The organism is Fluviibacterium sp. S390 (genome assembly GCF_049800695.1).
Taxonomy (GTDB): Bacteria; Pseudomonadota; Alphaproteobacteria; order Rhodobacterales; family Rhodobacteraceae; genus Meridianimarinicoccus.
On record NZ_JBNAFN010000014.1, the window covers coordinates 59,473 to 76,783 of the forward strand.

18 protein-coding genes and 1 tRNA gene are annotated in these 17,311 nt (G+C 64.4%); 10 read left to right on the top strand and 9 right to left on the bottom strand.

Annotated elements, in window-relative coordinates; translation table 11 throughout:
- Positions 1-5: 5 nt before the first annotated feature.
- Both ACP15K_RS12300 and ACP15K_RS12305 read left to right on the top strand, forming a co-directional pair.
- On the top strand, positions 6-1,148 hold the full coding sequence (locus ACP15K_RS12300) for an NAD(P)H-dependent glycerol-3-phosphate dehydrogenase (RefSeq protein WP_193142600.1): 1,143 nt from the start codon (positions 6-8) through the stop codon (positions 1,146-1,148).
- The gene (locus ACP15K_RS12305) at positions 1,145-1,891 is read left to right on the top strand and encodes an HAD-IIB family hydrolase (protein ID WP_424990639.1); all 747 of its coding nucleotides are present in this window, start codon (positions 1,145-1,147) and stop codon (positions 1,889-1,891) included. The genes ACP15K_RS12300 and ACP15K_RS12305 overlap by 4 nt, the downstream gene beginning before the upstream one ends.
- Here the strand turns inward: ACP15K_RS12305 and ACP15K_RS12310 are convergent.
- Positions 1,888-3,135 (bottom strand): ROK family protein, encoded by a 1,248-nt coding sequence (locus ACP15K_RS12310; protein WP_424990640.1) that lies wholly within the window; start codon positions 3,133-3,135, stop codon positions 1,888-1,890. The genes ACP15K_RS12305 and ACP15K_RS12310 overlap by 4 nt on opposite strands.
- Positions 3,136-3,345: 210 nt before the next feature.
- Between ACP15K_RS12310 and xylF the strand changes: the two genes are divergently transcribed.
- The 5 genes from xylF to xylA all read left to right on the top strand — a co-directional run bounded on the left by xylF (position 3,346) and on the right by xylA (position 9,262).
- The gene (gene xylF / locus ACP15K_RS12315; protein ID WP_193142602.1) at positions 3,346-4,371 is read left to right on the top strand and encodes a D-xylose ABC transporter substrate-binding protein; all 1,026 of its coding nucleotides are present in this window, start codon (positions 3,346-3,348) and stop codon (positions 4,369-4,371) included.
- A 112-nt stretch (positions 4,372-4,483) separates the two neighbouring features.
- Complete coding sequence (locus ACP15K_RS12320) at positions 4,484-5,776, top strand: sugar ABC transporter permease (protein WP_193142603.1); 1,293 nt, start codon at positions 4,484-4,486, stop codon at positions 5,774-5,776.
- Entirely contained in the window at positions 5,776-6,525 is a 750-nt protein-coding gene (locus tag ACP15K_RS12325) for an ATP-binding cassette domain-containing protein (RefSeq protein WP_193142604.1), read from the top strand. Before ACP15K_RS12320 ends, ACP15K_RS12325 begins: the two co-directional genes overlap by 1 nt.
- Positions 6,525-7,964: a xylulokinase gene (xylB, locus tag ACP15K_RS12330; RefSeq protein ID WP_424990641.1), complete on the top strand. Its 1,440-nt coding sequence runs from the start codon at positions 6,525-6,527 to the stop codon at positions 7,962-7,964. The genes ACP15K_RS12325 and xylB overlap by 1 nt, the downstream gene beginning before the upstream one ends.
- Complete coding sequence (gene xylA / locus ACP15K_RS12335; RefSeq protein WP_193142606.1) at positions 7,961-9,262, top strand: xylose isomerase; 1,302 nt, start codon at positions 7,961-7,963, stop codon at positions 9,260-9,262. Before xylB ends, xylA begins: the two co-directional genes overlap by 4 nt.
- Positions 9,263-9,470: 208 nt before the next feature.
- On the opposite strand, the gene efp is transcribed toward xylA, so the two are convergent.
- Positions 9,471-10,034: an elongation factor P gene (efp, locus tag ACP15K_RS12340; protein WP_193142607.1), complete on the bottom strand. Its 564-nt coding sequence runs from the start codon at positions 10,032-10,034 to the stop codon at positions 9,471-9,473.
- A 220-nt stretch (positions 10,035-10,254) separates the two neighbouring features.
- On the opposite strand from efp, the gene ACP15K_RS12345 reads away from it, so the two are divergent.
- Complete coding sequence (locus ACP15K_RS12345; protein ID WP_193142608.1) at positions 10,255-10,566, top strand: DUF6280 family protein; 312 nt, start codon at positions 10,255-10,257, stop codon at positions 10,564-10,566.
- A gap of 73 nt (positions 10,567-10,639) precedes the next feature.
- Positions 10,640-12,094, top strand: a complete 1,455-nt coding sequence (locus ACP15K_RS12350; RefSeq protein WP_193142609.1) for a cobyric acid synthase — start codon at positions 10,640-10,642, stop codon at positions 12,092-12,094.
- Between the two features lie 59 nt (positions 12,095-12,153).
- Here the strand turns inward: ACP15K_RS12350 and ACP15K_RS12355 are convergent, their stop codons facing one another.
- Complete coding sequence (locus tag ACP15K_RS12355; RefSeq protein WP_319022488.1) at positions 12,154-13,563, bottom strand: TolC family outer membrane protein; 1,410 nt, start codon at positions 13,561-13,563, stop codon at positions 12,154-12,156.
- A 40-nt stretch (positions 13,564-13,603) separates the two neighbouring features.
- Positions 13,604-14,257, bottom strand: coding sequence for a protein-L-isoaspartate O-methyltransferase family protein (locus tag ACP15K_RS12360; RefSeq protein WP_193142610.1), 654 nt, complete (start codon positions 14,255-14,257; stop codon positions 13,604-13,606).
- 124 nt (positions 14,258-14,381) lie between these two features.
- On the opposite strand from ACP15K_RS12360, the gene ACP15K_RS12365 reads away from it, so the two are divergent.
- A tRNA-Cys gene (locus ACP15K_RS12365) sits at positions 14,382-14,455 on the top strand.
- 68 nt (positions 14,456-14,523) lie between these two features.
- Here ACP15K_RS12365 and ACP15K_RS12370 read toward each other — a convergent pair.
- From ACP15K_RS12370 to ACP15K_RS12390, 5 genes are all read right to left on the bottom strand, one after another.
- Positions 14,524-15,552 (bottom strand): site-specific integrase, encoded by a 1,029-nt coding sequence (locus tag ACP15K_RS12370; RefSeq protein WP_424990642.1) that lies wholly within the window; start codon positions 15,550-15,552, stop codon positions 14,524-14,526.
- Positions 15,549-15,743: a hypothetical protein gene (locus tag ACP15K_RS12375; protein WP_424990643.1), complete on the bottom strand. Its 195-nt coding sequence runs from the start codon at positions 15,741-15,743 to the stop codon at positions 15,549-15,551. The genes ACP15K_RS12370 and ACP15K_RS12375 overlap by 4 nt, the downstream gene beginning before the upstream one ends.
- Positions 15,744-15,758: 15 nt before the next feature.
- A complete protein-coding gene (locus tag ACP15K_RS12380; RefSeq protein WP_424990644.1) occupies positions 15,759-15,920 on the bottom strand; it encodes a hypothetical protein in 162 nt (53 codons plus the stop codon).
- An 83-nt stretch (positions 15,921-16,003) separates the two neighbouring features.
- Positions 16,004-16,666: a hypothetical protein gene (locus tag ACP15K_RS12385; RefSeq protein ID WP_424990645.1), complete on the bottom strand. Its 663-nt coding sequence runs from the start codon at positions 16,664-16,666 to the stop codon at positions 16,004-16,006.
- A 105-nt stretch (positions 16,667-16,771) separates the two neighbouring features.
- Positions 16,772-17,119 (bottom strand): hypothetical protein, encoded by a 348-nt coding sequence (locus tag ACP15K_RS12390; protein WP_424990646.1) that lies wholly within the window; start codon positions 17,117-17,119, stop codon positions 16,772-16,774.
- Positions 17,120-17,311 lie beyond the last annotated feature (192 nt).

The following is a 17,311-nucleotide window of genomic DNA, read 5'->3' on the forward strand; positions in this document are numbered from 1 at the left end:
CCCCGATGGCCCTGGACTTCACCCCCGACGACATTCCGCAAGGCGCCGGTGCCGCGCCCTCCCGCATCGCGGTTCTTGGTGCCGGGGCCTGGGGCACGGCCCTGGCCAGCGTGGCGCGACAGGCGGGGCGCGAGGTCAGCCTGTGGGGACGCGACGCCGAGGTCACCCGCGAGATCCGCGAAGACAGCCGCGCCAGCCGCTATCTGCCCGACGTGCCGCTGCCTGAGGGCATCGCGGCCACCACCGACATGGGCCGCGCGCTGGACGGCGCAGAGGCGGCGCTGATCGTCACCCCCTCGGCCACGCTGCACGAGGTGTGCGACCTGATCCGCCCGCATCTGCCCAGGGGCATCCCGCTGGCGCTGTGCTGCAAGGGCATCGAACGCGGCAGCGGCCTGCCGCTGAGCCAGGTGGCCGAGGACGCCCTGCCCGGCCATCCCATCGGCGCGCTGTCAGGTCCGACCTTCGCGCGGGAGGCGGCACTGGGCCATCCCACCGCCGCCACCATCGCCTTTCCGTTCAACTTCCGCGACCGGCTGCATCCGGGGCAAAGCCCGGCAGCGCGGCTGGCGCTGGCGCTGAGCGCGCCCAGCTTCCGGCCCTATATTTCCGACGATGTGATCGGGGTCGAGGTCGGCGGCGCGGTCAAGAACGTCATCGCCATCGCCTGCGGCATGCTGACCGGGGCCGGCTTTGCAGAGAACACCCGCGCCCTGCTGATCACCCGCGGCATGGCCGAGATGACCCGGCTGGCGCTGTCGCTGGGTGGACGGGCCGAGACCATTTCGGGGCTGTCGGGCGCGGGTGACCTGATGCTCACCTGTTCCTCGACCACCTCGCGCAACATGTCGCTGGGCACGCAGCTTGGGCAGGGGCTGGCCCGTCCCGCGTGCTTCGAAGGGCGCCCGGTAGTGGTCGAGGGCGAGGTCAACGCCCCCTCGGTCATGGATCTGGCCACTCGTGTCGGCGTCGAAATGCCGATCTGCGCCGCCGTCAACGCGGTGCTGCACCAGGGCGCGCCGATGGAAGAGACCTTCGCCCGCCTGTGGTCGCGCCCCTTGCAGGGCGAAAGCGGTGCCCTGGGGGTCAGCCTGTCGAACCCGGTCTCTCAATCCGCGCGCCGCCCGCAGGCCAAACCCGCCCCATGAGCCTGTCACACTGCGGTTTCGTGCTGGCCACGGATCTGGACGGCACGTTTCTGGGCGGACCGCGCCGGGCGCGGCGCAGGCTTTATTCGTGGATTGAAGAAAACCGCGCTCGGACCGGACTGATTTACGTCACGGGGCGCCCCATCGAGTTCGTCAGCGATCTGGTACGCACCGGTCACCCCTGCCCCGACGTTGCCATTTGCGACGTGGGAACAAGCGTTTACCGGATTTCCAGAGACGGCGCGGCGATGGCGGATGCCGACCTAGAGGCCCCCATCGCCGCGCGCTGGAACGGGGCAGCCGACCGGGTGCGCCGCGCGTTGGACGGGCATCCGGGGCTGCGCGAACAGGCGTTGCCGTTCCGCCATCGGCTGAGTTTCGACATGGATCCCGCAGAAGTACGCCCGCACAGCGCCGAGGCTGTTCAGGCCCTGGGCCTTGATCTGCTGATTTCCCAGAACCGCGACTTCGACGTGCTGCCGAAAGGTGTCAGCAAGGGTCCGACACTGCTGCGGGTGTTGGACCGCCTGCAAGTCGCGTCTGCGCGGGTTTTGACCGCCGGCGATACGCTGAACGACCTGTCGATGCTGGCCAGCGGGCTGCCCGGTGTCGCCGTCGGCAATGCCGAACCCGCGTTGCTGGCGGCGCTGACGGCCCATCCGCAGATCTATTGCGCCACACGCAAAGGTGCGGCCGGGATCCTTGAGGCGATGGCGCAACGCAACCTTGGCCCCGACGCCTAAAGCCCTTCGCCGATCCGGTCGGTTTCTGCCGACAGGGCCAATGCCGCCCCGCCCCGCGCCCAGACCAGATCGCCCCAGGTGTTGACCGCGATGCGGGTCCGCTCGCGCCCGATCCAGTCGGAGAACCGATGCGTGCCGCTCAGAACCTCCTCGGCGTAGAGGTAGTCATACCGCAGCCGCGCGCCCGACAGGATCAGCAATTCCGGATCGAACACCCGGATCACATTGGCCAGACCGGTCGACAGATAGCGCCCGGCGCGCGCAAAGATCGTCCGCGCGGCCTCGTTCCCCGCCTTGGCCTGATCGAACAGGATCTCCAGCGTCTGCTGCGGCGACCGCACCACCGAGCTGTCCCATTCCAGCGCCGTCGAGGCCTCACGCACCAGTGCGTAATCGGCAATATAGGCCTCCAGGCAGCCGCGCTGCCCGCAGCGGCACAAGGCCCCGTCCAACTGGATGGTGGTGTGCCCGATCTCCAGCCCGATTCCGCGCGCGCCGCGATAGATGCGATTGTCCAGAATCAGCCCCATGCCAACGCCATGCTCGATGGTAAAGACGGCGAAATTGGACAATTCGCGCCCCATGCCGAACCAAAGCTCCGCCATGGCCAGAAGGTTCACGTCGTTGTCCAGGTAAACCGGAAATGGCAGGTTGTCGGACAGGAATTCGCCCAACGGCACGCGCTTGTCGCGCAGGAACGGACACCAATGCACCAGCCCGGACTGGTGATCGATGAAACCGGGCAGCCCGATGCCGACGCCACAGATGTCGGACCGGGAAAGACCGCTGCGCGACAAAAGATCGACCAACAGGGCGTTCAGATCGGCCAGCAGCTCCTCGGGTTCCTTGCGGCCCGACGCGCATTCCAGCGTGGCATCGGCAACCACCCGCCCGGTGAAATCGGTCAGCACCGCGTTGTGCAAGCCGTCGCGCAGGGTCACGCCGATGACGTGGCGCGCGTCGGGCACCAGCGACAGCTCCACCGGCGGCCGCCCGCGCGAAAAATCGCGCTGTGGCTTGGGATTCTCCCGCACCAGCCCGGCGTCCATCAGCCCGCTGACGATCGAGGTGACCGAGCCCGGCGAGACGCTCAGATCCTTGGCCACATCGCTGCGCGAGATACGGCCGGCGGCGCGGATTCGCTCCAGCACCTGCTGACTGAGCGGTTTTCGGCCGCGCGCCGCATCCACCAGCAACGGCCCGCTGCCTTCCGCCACGTCGGTCTTGGGGGCGACCTGCTCCATCACATGATTACTTTACGCAACGAACAATTCCTTCTGCAATGCAGCAAAATCAACCGCAATACTTGAGCAATGTTTCTCAAAGTCCCCCGCATTCGATCATTTTCCACCCTAACGGTGAATTTTTATTTTTGACAACTAAAATAAATATGGCATCCTGCGTGCATCCGGACGTTCCGGAGGCCCAGATTCGGGCACAAAAGGGAGGACTACATGCGCAAAGCATTTATCGCGGCCACCGCCGTAGCAGTCGGGCTGTCGTCGACGGCCATGGCACAGGATCTGACCGTCGGGGTCAGCTGGTCGAATTTCCAGGAAGAACGCTGGAAGACCGACGAAGCGGCCATGAAGTCGATTCTGGACGAGGCTGGCGCCACCTATGTCAGCGCCGACGCCCAGTCGTCGCCATCCAAGCAGTTGTCGGATATCGAAGCCCTGATCGCTCAGGGCGTGGACGCGCTGATCATCCTGGCCCAGGACAGCCAGGCCATTGGCCCCGCCGTGCAGGCCGCCGCAGACGAGGGTATTCCGGTGGTTGGCTATGACCGCCTGATCGATGATCCCCGCGCCTTCTATCTGACCTTCGACAACGTCGAGGTCGGACGGATGCAGGCCCGCGCGGTTCTGGCGGCCGCACCCAAGGGCAACTACGTCATGATCAAGGGCTCGCCCACCGACCCGAACGCGGACTTCCTACGCGGCGGTCAGCAGGAAGTGCTGCAGGCAGCCATTGACGCCGGCGACATCACCATCGTTGGCGAGGCTTACACCGACGGCTGGCTGCCGGCCAACGCGCAGCGGAACATGGAACAGATCCTGACCGCCAATGACAACGCGGTCGACGCGGTCGTGGCGTCGAACGACGGCACCGCCGGCGGCGTGGTCGCGGCGCTGACGGCGCAGGGCATGGATGGCATTCCGGTCTCGGGTCAGGATGGCGACCATGCCGCGCTGAATCGCGTGGCGCTTGGCACCCAGACGGTTTCGGTGTGGAAGGATGCGCGTGACCTTGGCCGGGCCGGTGCGGCAATCGCCCTGGGACTGGCAAGCGGAACGGCCCCTGCCGATATCCCCGGCGCACAGACCTGGACCTCGCCCAGTGGCAAGGACCTGACCGCCGTCTTCCTGGCGCCGGTGCCGGTGACTGCCGACAACCTGACCGCTGTCGTCGACGCGGGCTGGATCGAGCAGGAAAAACTGTGCCAGGGCGTCACCGCCGGGCCGGCACCCTGCAACTGATCCGACGATCTGCCACATGATACCCGTGTCCGTGCCAATGCACGGGCACGGCCCCCTCCGATCAGGCCCAATCGCGCCTCGTCCCGACCTTCCGTAACCGGAGTCCAATCCCATGTCCGATACCACGACCGCACCCCCGGCGGCCAAACGGAACATTGCCAAGACGCTGGAGCTTGATACGCGTCTGCTTGGCATGATCGGCGCCTTCGTCGTTGTCTGTCTGGTTTTCAACGTCCTGACCGATGGACGCTTCCTGACCCCGCGCAACATCTTCAATCTGACCATCCAGACCGTTTCCGTGGCCATCATGGCCACCGGCATGGTTTTCGTGATCGTCACCCGCCACATCGACCTGAGCGTCGGCTCGGTGCTGGCCACCTGTTCCGCGGTGATGGCCATGACCCAGACCGCGCTGCTGCCCAATGCCCTGGGCCTGGAACTGGGCCATCCGCTGATCCCCTGGATCGCCATCGCCGTCGGTATCCTGACCGGCGCGCTGATCGGGGCCTTCCACGGCTGGATGATCGGCTATCTGGCCATTCCCGCCTTCATCGTGACCCTGGGCGGCCTGCTGGTCTGGCGCAACGTCGCCTGGTACATCACCAGCGGCCAGACCATCGGCCCGCTGGACCCGACCTTCATGGCGTTCGGCGGCATCAACGGCACGCTGGGCACCACGACCTCGTGGATCATCGGGTTTGCCGCCACCGCAGCCGCCATCGCCGGCCTGTGGAACGCACGCCGCGCCAAGGTGGCGCATGAGCAGCCGGTGAAACCGGTCTGGGCCGAAACCGTGCTGTCGGCCCTGATCGCCACCGGCATCCTCGGGTTCATCGCGATCCTGAATTCGTATGAGGTGCCCGAGCGCCGCCTTGCCCGCATGTTCGAAGCCCGCGGCGAGGTCATGCCCGAGGGCTATACCGAAGCCTATGGCCTGCCGATCTCGGTGCTGCTGCTGATCGGCATTGCCGTGATCATGACCATCATCGCCAAGCGCACCCGGCTGGGCCGCTATATCTTCGCCACCGGCGGCAACCCGGATGCAGCGGAACTGTCGGGCATCAATACCCGCCTGCTGACCGTGAAGATCTTCACCATGGTCGGGGTGCTGTGTGCGATCTCGGCGGTGGTGGCCTCGGCCCGTCTGGCCAACCACTCCAACGACATCGGCACGCTGGACGAACTGCGCGTCATCGCGGCGGCGGTCATCGGCGGCACCGCCTTGTCCGGCGGCATCGGCACCATTCATGGCGCCATCCTCGGCGCACTCATCATGCAGTCGTTGCAATCGGGCATGGCCATGGTCGGCGTCGACGCGCCATTCCAGAACATCGTCGTGGGCTCTGTCCTGGTGCTCGCCGTCCTCGTGGACATCATCTATCGCAAGCGCACCGGAGGCAAATGATGGCGACTCCTCTCGTAGAAATGACCGACATGTGCATCTCGTTCGGCGGGGTGCAGGCGGTGGATCACGTCTCCATCGATCTGTATCCCGGTGAAGTGGTGGGCCTGCTGGGTCACAACGGCGCTGGCAAGTCGACGCTGATCAAGATGCTCTCGGGGGCCTACAAGGCCGACAGCGGAGAGATCCGCATCGCCGGCGAAAGGGCCCGGATCGAAAGCCCCCGCGACGCGCGACGCTTCAATATCGAAACGATCTATCAGACGCTGGCGCTGGCCGACAACCTGGACGCTTCGGCCAACCTGTTCCTGGGGCGCGAGATCGTCACCGCGACGGGCCTGCTGAACGACGCCAAGATGGAATCCGAGACGCGCAAGATCATGGCGCGGCTCAACCCCAACTTCCAGAAGCTGAAGGAACCGGTCTCGGCCCTGTCGGGCGGTCAGCGGCAATCGGTGGCCATTGCGCGGGCGGTCTATTTCAACGCCCGCATCCTGATCATGGACGAACCCACCGCCGCCCTTGGCGTCCATGAAACCGCCATGGTCGCGGAACTTATCCAGGAGTTGAAGAACCAGGGTCTGGGCATCTTCTTGATCTCGCACGACACCCACGAGATGATGGAGTTGTGCGACCGCGTCTCGGTCATGAAGAACGGCAAGCTGGTGGGCACCGAAAGGGTCGAGGATGTCACCGAAGACGATATCCTGAGCATGATCATCCTCGGCAAGAACCCGAAAAGGGCCGCGTGATGTATCTTGGATTGGATCTGGGCACCTCGGGCATCAAGGCGCTGGTAGTGGATGACAAGCAGCAACTGGTGGACGAAGCCACGGCCCCGCTGGAGGTGCTGCGCCCGCATCCCGGCTGGTCCGAACAGCGCCCGGCCGACTGGATCAGCGCCGCCTCGACGGTGATGGACATGCTGGCGGCGCGCGGCAGCCTGAAGGGGCTGCGCGGCATTGGGCTGTCGGGCCAGATGCACGGGGCGACCCTGCTGGACAAGTCCGACAACGTGCTGCGCAACTGCATCCTGTGGAACGACACCCGCGCCCATGCGGAAGCCGCCCAACTGGATGCCAACCCGGTCTTCCGGGCACAGTCGGGCAATATCGTGTTCCCCGGTTTCACCGCCCCCAAGATCCTCTGGGTGGAGGCCAACGAGTCCGAGATCCGCGCCAAGCTGGCGCGGGTTCTGCTGCCCAAGGACTACCTGCGGCTGTGGCTGACCGGCAATCATGTGTCAGACCTGTCCGATGCTGCCGGCACGGCGTGGCTGGATCCCGGCAAGCGCGACTGGTCGGATGCCCTGCTGGCCGCCTGCGGGCTGACGCGCGACCACATGCCGGATCTGGCCGAAGGCTCTGCCCCCACTGGCGTGTTGCGGCCCGAGATTGCCGCGCGTTGGGGTCTGGCCCGCGATGTGATCGTGGGCGGCGGCGGTGGCGACAATGCAGCCTCGGCCGTGGGCGTGGGCGTGGTGAAGGCCGGACAGGCGTTTGTGTCCCTTGGCACCTCGGGCGTGCTGTTCGCGGCCTCCGACAGCTATTCCCCGGATGCGGGAAGCTCCGTGCACACCTTCTGTCACGCTTTGCCGAAGCTGTGGCACCAAATGGGCGTGATCCTGTCGGCCACCGACAGCCTGAACTGGTATGCCGGTCTGGTCGGGGCTGATCCGGCCGAACTGACCGGCAATCTGGGCGCGCTGCAGGCCCCCGGACGGGCGCTGTTCCTGCCTTATCTGGGCGGTGAACGCACCCCGCATAACGATGCCCGCGTGCGCGGCGCGCTGGTGGGGCTGGCCCATGACACCGACCGCACCGCCGGAACCCGCGCGGTGCTGGAGGGCGTCAGCTTCGCGCTGAAAGATTGCCATGACGCGCTTTCGGCAACGGGAACGCGCATCGACAGCCTGGTGGCCGTGGGCGGGGGCAGCCGCTCGCGCCACTGGCTGGAGATGATCGCCACTGTGCTGGGCCAACCGGTTTCGATCCCCGAGGCCGGCGACTATGGCGCCGCATTTGGCGCCGCCCGCCTGGGCCTGATGGCCGCCACCGGAGCCGGGGCCGAGGTGGCCACCCCACCCCGGCTGGCCGCGACCATCGACCCGGTTCCCGCATTGAGCGAGGCTTTTGCCCAGGCCCATGCTCGCTACAAATCTACCTATACCGCTCTGAAGGATCTCTCATGACCGACTTTTTCGCCGGCATTTCGGCCCTCGCCTATGAAGGGCCGGACAGTGACAACCCGCTGGCCTATCACCACTACAATCCCGAAGAAATGCTGGGCGACAAGACACTGGCCGAGCATTTGCGCTTTGCCGTCGCGTGGTGGCACAGTTTCGCCTGGCCCGGCGTCGACCCTTTCGGCGGCCAGACCTTCGAGCGGCCCTGGTTCGGCGACACCATGGATCTGGCGCGCCTGAAGGCCGATGCGGCTTTCGAGTTGTTCGCCATCCTCGGCCAGCCCTATTTCTGCTTCCACGATGCCGACATCCGCCCTGATGGCGCCGATTTCGCCGAGAACACCCGCAACCTTGAAGAGATCGTGGACTACATCGGCCAGAAGATGGCCGATGGCGGCCCGAAGCTGTTGTGGGGCACCGCCAACCTGTTCTCGCACCGCCGCTTCATGTCCGGGGCGGCCACCAACCCGGACCCGGATGTTTTTGCCTTTTCGGCAGCGACGGTGAAGACCTGCATGGACGCCACCCAGAAGCTGGGCGGCGAGAACTATGTGCTGTGGGGCGGGCGCGAGGGCTATGAAACCCTGTTGAACACCGATCTGGTGCGCGAGCGCGAACAGGCCGGACGCTTCCTGTCGATGGTCGTCGACTACAAGCACAAGATCGGCTTCAAGGGCGCGATCCTGGTCGAACCCAAGCCGCAGGAACCCAGCAAGCACCAGTACGACTATGACACCGCCACCGTCTACAGCCTGCTGAAGGAATACGGGCTGGAAAACGAAGTGAAGATGAACCTGGAACAGGGGCACGCGATCCTGGCGGGCCATTCCTTCGAACATGAACTGGCCATGGCGGCCTCGCTGGGCATCTTCGGCTCGATCGACATGAACCGGAACGACTATCAGTCGGGCTGGGACACCGATCAGTTCCCCAACAACGTGCCGGAAGTGGCGCTGGCCTATTACGAGATCCTCAAGGCCGGCGGCTTCACCACCGGCGGCACCAACTTCGACTCCAAGCTGCGCCGCCAGTCGCTGGATCCCGCCGACCTGGTGGCCGCCCACGCGGGCGCCATGGACGTCTGTGCGCGCGGCCTGAAGGCCGCCCATGCCATGCTGGCGGACGGCAAGCTGGAAGAAGCGCGCGCCGCCCGCTACGCCGGGTGGTCCGAACCCGACAATGCCGCGATGCTGAACAGCGATCTGGACAGCATCACCGCGCGCGTTCTGGCCGAAGGCATCAACCCGCGGCCCGTGTCGGGGCGGCAGGAAGTTCTGGAAAACCTCGTCAACCGCTACGTCTGAGGCTCGATTGCCGGGTGTTGGGCCCGACAATAACAGGCGCGCCGCCCCCGCAGCGCGCCTGTTTGCATGTGGGTCCCCCCCGAATCATCGTCGCAATTCCGCCGGAATTTCGGCGAAATGCCCGCCGCGGTTGTCGCGCGCGCAGCAAAAGGGCCGCCCCGGCAAGGACGGCCCTGAAAGTGACGTCACGTCGTCTGGCACGGGTGGCTCAGGCGCGTTCGGCGTATTCCATGGTTTCGGTGTTCACCACGATGTCTTCATCCTGACCCACGAAAGGCGGCACCATGACCTTCACGCCGTTGTCCAGAATCGCCGGCTTGAAGCTGTTGGCGGCGGTCTGACCCTTCACCACCGGCTCGGTCTCGACGATCTTGCAGGTGACCTTTTGCGGCAGAGAGGCGTTCAGCGCCTCGCTCTCATGGAACTCCACCACGATGGTCATGCCGTCCTGCAGGAACGGCCGCCGGTCGCCCAGAAGATCGGCCGGAAGCTCGATCTGCTCGTAGGTTTCGGTGTCCATGAAAACCAGCATCCCATCGGATTCATACAGGAATTGCTGATCCTTCTGCTCCAGCCGGACGCGTTCGACCTTGTCCGCCGAGCGGAAGCGCTCGTTCAGTTTCGAGCCGTTGCGCAGGTTGCGCATCTCGACCTGGGCGAAGGCGCCGCCCTTGCCCGGCTTCACATGGTCGACCTTGACCGCAGCCCAAAGGCCACCGTTATGCTCCAGCACGTTTCCGGGCCGGATTTCGTTTCCGTTGATTTTCGGCATGCCTGCCCTCGTCGGTGAGGTTGTAAAAAAATGTCCCCCTCCTATATCTGTGGCTCTGATCCCCATCAAGACGCGGAGAAGCATGGAAACGCGGCGACAGCCATGCACTGAGCGCATAGGTGGTATCGCCAGATAGCATTACAGAATCACGACAAAAGGGTCATATTGCGGCTCACCCCAGAAACGACCGGAAACGCAAGAGCAAGAATAAGGATCCCGCATGGGCGAATTCGTAGACAGCACAGCGTTCAGCCACGAGCAAGGCAACCGTGCACGTAAATTGTTCGCAGCCGTGGTGCTTGCCGCACTGGACGATGCGATTGCAGATGACAAGAAGTATGGCAATGGCCCCGAGCAGATTGCCCGCTGGGCGCGGTCCCGTGACGGCCGCGAAGTGCTCAGCTGTGCCGGCATCGACCCCAACGAGCGTGTGGTCTCGGGCCTGATGGAATTCGTCGGCAAAGGCGTCCGCACATCGGTCGCCCTGTCGCGCGAGGAAAGCGAACGTCGCCAGCAGGCCGAAGCCGCCTGATCGCGGCCCCACCGCCGGTTTGCAGCGCGCCCCAAGGGGCGCGTTTTTCTGTTCGGGCACAGGATCGCATGACATGACCCGCGCCATCATGATCCAGGGCACCGGCTCGAACGTGGGCAAGAGCATGCTTGTGGCCGGCCTGGCCCGGGCCTGCTTGCGACGCGGCCTGACGGTGCGCCCGTTCAAGCCACAGAACATGTCCAACAACGCCGCTGTCACCGAGGACGGGGGCGAGATCGGGCGGGCACAGGCGCTGCAAGCGCGCGCTGCGGGCGTGGCCCCGCGCGTAGACATGAACCCGGTACTGCTGAAGCCCGAACATGACCGGGGCGCGCAGGTGGTGTTGCAGGGCAAGGCCATCGGCACCGTGCGCGCCCGCGACTACGCACAGTTCAAACCCCGATTGCTTCAGGCCACACTGGACAGTTTCCGCCGCCTCGCCGCCGAGGCCGACCTCGTGCTGATCGAGGGCGCGGGCAGCCCCGCCGAGATCAACCTGCGCGCGGGCGACATTGCCAACATGGGCTTTGCCGAGGCCGCCGGGGTGCCGGTGGTGCTGGTGGGCGACATCGACCGCGGCGGCGTCATCGCCCAGTTGGTCGGCAGCCATGTGATCCTGCCCGAACCCGACCGCGCCCGCATCAAGGCCTGCGCCGTCAACAAGTTCCGCGGCGATCCCAGGTTGTTCGACGACGGGCTGGCCGAGATCGTGGCGCGCACCGGCTGGCCCTCGCTGGGGGTGATCCCGTGGTTCGACGGCGCGTGGCGCCTGCCGGCCGAGGATATCCTCGACATTCGCAGCCATGCCGGTGACGGCATTTTGGTCGCCGTCCCGCGCCTGCCCCGCATCGCCAATTTCGACGATCTCGACCCGCTGAATGCCGACCCGCGCATCGACGTGCGGCTGATCCAGCCCGGCCAGCCCCTGCCCGGCGACGCCGACCTGGTGCTGATCCCCGGCAGCAAATCCACGATCTCGGATCTGGAGGCCTTCCGCGCGCAGGGCTGGGACATTGATCTGACCGCGCATCTGCGGCGCGGCGGCAAGGTGCTGGGCATCTGCGGTGGCTACCAGATGCTGGGCCGCCACATCCATGACCCCGAGGGGATCGAGGGCAGCGCCCGCGCCGTAGAGGGTCTGGGCCTGCTGGATGTCTCGACGGTCATGGCCCCGGAAAAACGGCTGGCCCGCGTCAGGGCCACGCACAGCGCCTCTGGCACCACCCTGGACGGCTACGAGATCCACCTTGGCCGTACAGAGGGCCCCGACTGCGCCCACGCCTGGCTGGATCTGGAGGGCCGCGCCGAGGGCGCGTGCTCAGCCAATGGCCAGGTCTGGGGCTGCTACCTGCACGGGCTGTTCAGCGCCGATGCCTTCCGGCAGGCGTTCTTCGACGGTCTGGGGTTGCAGGTCGGCTCCTATGACTACGAGGCCGGGGTCGAGACCGCGCTGGACGATCTGGCCGCCCATCTGGAAACCCATTTCGACATCGACAAGCTGCTCGCACTGGCCAGCCCCCTGCCCTGAACAGAAAAAAGGCGCGCCGGAGATCTCGACGCGCCTTTCATATCAGTGCCGGCAGGGGTTCAGTATTTGCCGATGCTTTTCAGAACCCGCTCAAGCTGGATGCCCTGTGCGCTGCCCACGGACGGTGCGTTGCGCACCGCGTTGTAATAGACCGACGGGTCATAGGCGGTGACCGGAAGCCCCAGCCCATCCACGGTCAGCCGCCCCATCGAGGCCAGCAGGCCATAGACCGCAAGTTGCTCCAAGGCGTTCGCGTCGATCTTGGCGCCGCGCGCGTCCAGAAGTTCCTGTTCCGCGTCCAGAACGTCCAGCGTGGTGCGCGCGCCAAGCGTCGCTTCCTCGCGGGTGCCGTCAAAGGCGATCTGGGCCGCTTCGATCTGACGGTCGGTGGCCACCAGACGGGCCCGCGCCACATCGCGCACGGCCCAGGCGCGTCCCACCTGTTCGTCAATCTCGGCGGTGGTGCGCAGCAGACTGGACCGCTGGTTGTCCCGGTCCGCCTGCGCCCGGCGGAAAGCCGAGTTGATGGCGCCGCCACGATAGATCGGCCCGCGCAAAGACAGGCCGATGCTGGCCGAAGGCTCCAGCCCGTTGTTCGGATAGAACCGGCTGAAGTCCGAGTAGCCAACGCTGGCATTGGCGCTGATCGACGGCAGAACGGCAGCCTCGGCGCGCGCCACGTTGATCTCGGCCACGGTCACAAGCCGCTGTGCGCGCAGGATCGCCGGATGTGCGCGCAGGGCAATCTCGCGCGCCGCATCAATGGAAGAGGCCGTGGAAGGCAACGCCGGTGGCGGCGCGAGCTGGCCGGGATAGCGCCCGACCTGAAGGTTGTAGTCTTCGCGCGCGGTTTGCAGATCGCCTTCTGCCGAAACCAGATCAGCGTCCGACTGGGCCAGACGCGACTGGGCTTGCGCCACGTCGGTCCGGGTGACCTCGCCAACCTCGAACCGGTCGCGGGCGGCCCGCACTTCTTCCTGAAGGACGCGCACGTTGTTGCGGCGCAGGTCCACGGTTTCCGTGGCCCGGATCACTTCCAGATAGGCTTCGACCGCATCGAACAGCACCGCCTGTTCCTGCACCAGCAGGGCCTCGCGGGCGGCCAGAACCGCCTCTTTCGCGGCCTCGATCGCCAGCTTGTTGCGGCCCCCTTCGTAGATCACCAGTTCGGAGGTCAGCCCGAGGGTCGTTTCCGCCCCGTCCCTGTCCGCACCACGGATGGCGTCATCGTCCAGAAAGGTCCAATCCCGCTGAATGCTGTAGTCCAGCGTCGGACGCAGGACCGCCACAGCCGAGGCAACGTCTTCATCCGCCGCCCGCAGCACGGCCCGCGCCTGATCCAGAAGATCGCTGTTGTTATAGGCCGACACCAGCGCGTCGGTCAGGGTTTCAGCCTGCGCCGGAAACGCCATGAAGCCGGACAGCACCACGGCTGCCAGACGCGCCTTTCCCGAGAATTTCTGTCTCACCAGTTTGCTCCTGCTCGCCCGGGCGTGGCCCGACGTCAAATCACAGCGCGAATTCCGCCGCCTTTGCAAAGCCCGGCAGGACCGGAGCGCCGGCATTGAAATCATAGCGCCAGTTCACCGTGCCATCGATCTTGTAGCCGATCCTGACGGTGCCGAGTGCCTCATCCATGAAAACCGCCGCGATCCGGCCGCCTTCCTTCAACTGGTCCAGCAGCGCGTCGGGCACGGTTTCCACGCCCCCTTCTACCACAATGGCGTCATAGGGGCCATGTTTCGCCGCACCTTCGGCCAGCGGGGCATGAAGCACGGCCACATTGTCGACCCCATGGTCGGCCAGGCGACTTTCAGCCTCACGCGCCAGATCCTCGTCTTCCTCGATGGCCACCACCGCCTCGGCCAGTTGCGCGATCAGCGCCGCCGAGTAGCCATAGGCACACCCAAGATCCAGAACCAGATCGGTGCGGTGGATGTTCAGGACATCCAGCATCTTTGCCATGGTCCGGGGTTCCAGCAACACACGACCATCGCCCAGGTCCATGTTGTTGCCCATATAGGCCGCTTCAACCTGCGCTTCGGGCACGAAAACCTCGCGCGGGACACGCAGCATGGCGTCGATGATCGGGTATTTCGTCACGTCCGAAGGGCGCACCTGGGTGTCGACCATCATCGTCCGGCGGGAAGTGAAATCGGGCATGGATCAGACTCTGCCGTTCAGTTTCATGTCCCGTTCGGCTTCGCACAGATGCCCGGTGCGGGCAACCTCGCAAACCGCCTTGCGCGACCATACGACGTGGGCTATAGCCACCGCACACCGGTTCGGCGAGTTGGCGGAGTGGTTACGCAGCGGATTGCAAATCCGTGTACACCGGTTCGATTCCGGTACTCGCCTCCAATATTTTCAATGACTTGCGTCATGTCGTGTCTCCATTGGCTCGATTTTTGAAACAGGTGTTGAAACATTCACGTTTCCTTCCTGTTCTGTTCAAAGCGGTTCCGCGCGTCCTGCGCCCGCGTTGCTAGTTCCCGTTGCCTGATCTGACCTCCGTATTTCTTGAGCATCTCGACGCCGGAATGTCCGGTGACGGCTTTCACCATCTCGTCGTCACATTCAGCTAGGTAGAGTTCGATTGTCGCGTTCTTGCGCAGCCCGTGGGTGACGTACTTTGTCGCTTCGGGGTGCTTCATCGTCGCCTTGACCTTGCGCATCTCCTCGGCAACCGTCCGATAGCGCACAGGGCGACCAGCCTTGTCCGTGATGACTGTCAGGCCTTTTTTCTCGACCGTGCCCAGGTGTGCCTTGAGGCGATCCGTCAAAGGTATCCAAAGCGGCTTGTCGGTCTTGCCCTGAGTGAAGTCATATGCCCCGTCCTTGATATGGCCCCAGCGGATTTTCAGAACGTCCCCGATCCGCTGGCCAGTGCCGATGCACAGTTCATAGACGAGCCGCGCACGGGGTGGTGCCACGGCTTCAAACTCGGCCCGGATATCATCGGGCCAAGGTTCCCAGCCCTCGCTTTTCTGCTTGAAGAGGGGAATGCCTTTGGCCGGATTGCCGTGCTCTTTCTTGAGGTATCCGATCAACCGCGCGTGGTTCATCAGGACCACCATCACTTGCACCAGGTAATTCGCTTGCCGCCAGTGCTCGGCGTTGGCGCGGTGCAGTTCGTAGACATGGTGCGGTTCGATCTTGGCAGGGTCTTTCGTGCCCCAGATCGTGCGGATATGGCCGATGTATTTCCGATAGTCTGATTTCGTGCGCGGCTTCAATTTCTTGAACGCATCGCTTTCGTAGTAGCTTAGAACCAGCGCCTCAAAGTTGCGTTTGGTCGGAGCTGGTTCGCGGCCCTTGAGCAACCGTTTGTAGTGATCCCAAAACTCGGGCGTTCCGGGTTCCTCTTTCATCATTACCGATTGACCGCGTGACCGGCGGATGAACCGGATATAACCCCGATCCGGATAGACGTACTTAGGCAGGCCCTGTTTGGTCATTTGCCCATCCTCAGATCGCTTGCCAGGAAGTCGTCGGGGCCGTCAGGATCGGCCATCGAAGCGTCAATAACCGTTGTGCCATCGGGCTTGAGTTCAAAACGCGCGCGCACCCATCCGGCCGCCCGAGCCGCTTGGATCAGGGCGACCGCATTCTGGCGGGCTAGGGTTTGGGGGCGCGGTTCATTAGCCATACTGGGCGGGCCGGATCACAACGAGCCCAGAACACGCCGCACAGCGTCGTAGTCGAACGCGAAGGGTTTGTCGTGCAGAGGTTCAAGCCCTTTCGACTCGCACCAGCGCCAGAAGGCCGGTGTCGCATTCTTGTATCCAAGGTCACGCGCAAGGTCTTTTGCGGTCCAAATGCGCATCTACGTGCCCTCCTGTGCGGGTTTGATCGGTGGTCGCGGCATCCGTTTTTCGGTGGCGCGGATATTCAGGTTCGCATTGCCCATCAGTCGGCCTCCGGGTCGATGCCTCGGATGAGGCAATATAGTCGGGCGATTTGGTCCCCTGACAGACTATGCGTCGTGTGCTTGCCGCCGGTCTGGGCACCCGGAGTGAAGCCGGGCGGACGATAAGAGACGGTGAATTGAAAGAAGTCAGTTTCCGACTCAAGGTCAGTTTCCACGTCCTTCGTAAGGTCGTGGATGGTCAGGGAGATTTCCGGTCCCCAGTCGCTCAGCGAGTAGGAGATGCAGTCAAGATGATACGGACGATCTTCTGCGCAAAGAACAGCCGCGATCGCAGTCCAGGCGTTTTCGGGCCAGACCTCAAAGCAGGCAGGGCGCGGGAAAGCCTGCTCATCGATATCGCTGCCATACAGGATCAAAATGCCGCCTTCGCGAGGGCCGTTCGGGGCGACCTCGACGGAAAATGGCGTCAGGCTGGCCACTTCCTCGATCACGGCAACGCACTTGGTTGGGGGGCCGTCGTAGAGAGACAGAATCAGGGCGTTTGTGGCGTCGGAAGATTTCATTTCTGGCGAGCCTTTGCCCCTTCCCCCGGTCGCAAATGCCCCCCCCTTTCGGCCGACCTGCACAAGCGAACGTGCGCGGGCGTCATCGCCGCGCAGCGTCTGCGTCATCCATTTCTTGAGGTCTGCCAGTTTTGCCATGGTTTTAAAATGCCATCTCGATACGGTGCGGTCAAGATGTAATGAAACAGGATATCAATTCTATCCGTGGCAGAACAGCCAAGGCGCGAAGCCGGTTGCGGTGGGCTATGATCTTGCAATCTGCATTCGCAGCTCCTCCCACAGCAGGCCGCCAGGCTGTGGAAGCTCTGGGCAATCACCCCAGCGCGTGTATGCGGCGATCTTCGCGGCAAGGTCGGCCGTGCATTGCGAGGGTAGTTCGATCATTTGGTTTTCGAGGGCGATCAACCGGTCTGTTGCTCTGTCGATCTGATCGTCGGCGCTGAGATTCTCGACTTCATCCCACAGAACCAGCCATTGCTCATAAAGGCGCTGGATCGGTGTTGCGGTTTGAGCATCGGTCGGTAGGGCCAGCGCTACGCCGGATGCGGGCACAGCGGTCAGAAGGGTGCGGCGGGAGATTTGGTTGGACATGGTTTCAGTCTCTCGGTTGAGGCTTTCTAGGGCCGTGCCAGTGGCGGACTGGCGCCGGGGTGCTAGAAACCCGCCGAGAGACGGGCGTGACGATTTTCCGCAAGCGGTCTTGTATGACGCCACCACCCCGACATAAACTGTCGGAGCGTAACGCCGCCAAGCGTTCACGCATTTCGCCGCCCTACGCGCCAA

Coding starts and splice junctions, on each gene's coding strand:
- ACP15K_RS12300 (WP_193142600.1), top strand. CDS start 6: ATGGCCCTGGACTTCACCCCCGACGACATTCCGCAAGGCGCCGGTGCC.
- ACP15K_RS12305 (WP_424990639.1), top strand. CDS start 1,145: ATGAGCCTGTCACACTGCGGTTTCGTGCTGGCCACGGATCTGGACGGC.
- ACP15K_RS12310 (WP_424990640.1), bottom strand. CDS start 3,135: ATGGAGCAGGTCGCCCCCAAGACCGACGTGGCGGAAGGCAGCGGGCCG.
- xylF (WP_193142602.1), top strand. CDS start 3,346: ATGCGCAAAGCATTTATCGCGGCCACCGCCGTAGCAGTCGGGCTGTCG.
- ACP15K_RS12320 (WP_193142603.1), top strand. CDS start 4,484: ATGTCCGATACCACGACCGCACCCCCGGCGGCCAAACGGAACATTGCC.
- ACP15K_RS12325 (WP_193142604.1), top strand. CDS start 5,776: ATGGCGACTCCTCTCGTAGAAATGACCGACATGTGCATCTCGTTCGGC.
- xylB (WP_424990641.1), top strand. CDS start 6,525: ATGTATCTTGGATTGGATCTGGGCACCTCGGGCATCAAGGCGCTGGTA.
- xylA (WP_193142606.1), top strand. CDS start 7,961: ATGACCGACTTTTTCGCCGGCATTTCGGCCCTCGCCTATGAAGGGCCG.
- efp (WP_193142607.1), bottom strand. CDS start 10,034: ATGCCGAAAATCAACGGAAACGAAATCCGGCCCGGAAACGTGCTGGAG.
- ACP15K_RS12345 (WP_193142608.1), top strand. CDS start 10,255: ATGGGCGAATTCGTAGACAGCACAGCGTTCAGCCACGAGCAAGGCAAC.
- ACP15K_RS12350 (WP_193142609.1), top strand. CDS start 10,640: ATGACCCGCGCCATCATGATCCAGGGCACCGGCTCGAACGTGGGCAAG.
- ACP15K_RS12360 (WP_193142610.1), bottom strand. CDS start 14,257: ATGCCCGATTTCACTTCCCGCCGGACGATGATGGTCGACACCCAGGTG.
- ACP15K_RS12370 (WP_424990642.1), bottom strand. CDS start 15,552: ATGACCAAACAGGGCCTGCCTAAGTACGTCTATCCGGATCGGGGTTAT.
- ACP15K_RS12375 (WP_424990643.1), bottom strand. CDS start 15,743: ATGGCTAATGAACCGCGCCCCCAAACCCTAGCCCGCCAGAATGCGGTC.
- ACP15K_RS12380 (WP_424990644.1), bottom strand. CDS start 15,920: ATGCGCATTTGGACCGCAAAAGACCTTGCGCGTGACCTTGGATACAAG.
- ACP15K_RS12385 (WP_424990645.1), bottom strand. CDS start 16,666: ATGGCAAAACTGGCAGACCTCAAGAAATGGATGACGCAGACGCTGCGC.
- ACP15K_RS12390 (WP_424990646.1), bottom strand. CDS start 17,119: ATGTCCAACCAAATCTCCCGCCGCACCCTTCTGACCGCTGTGCCCGCA.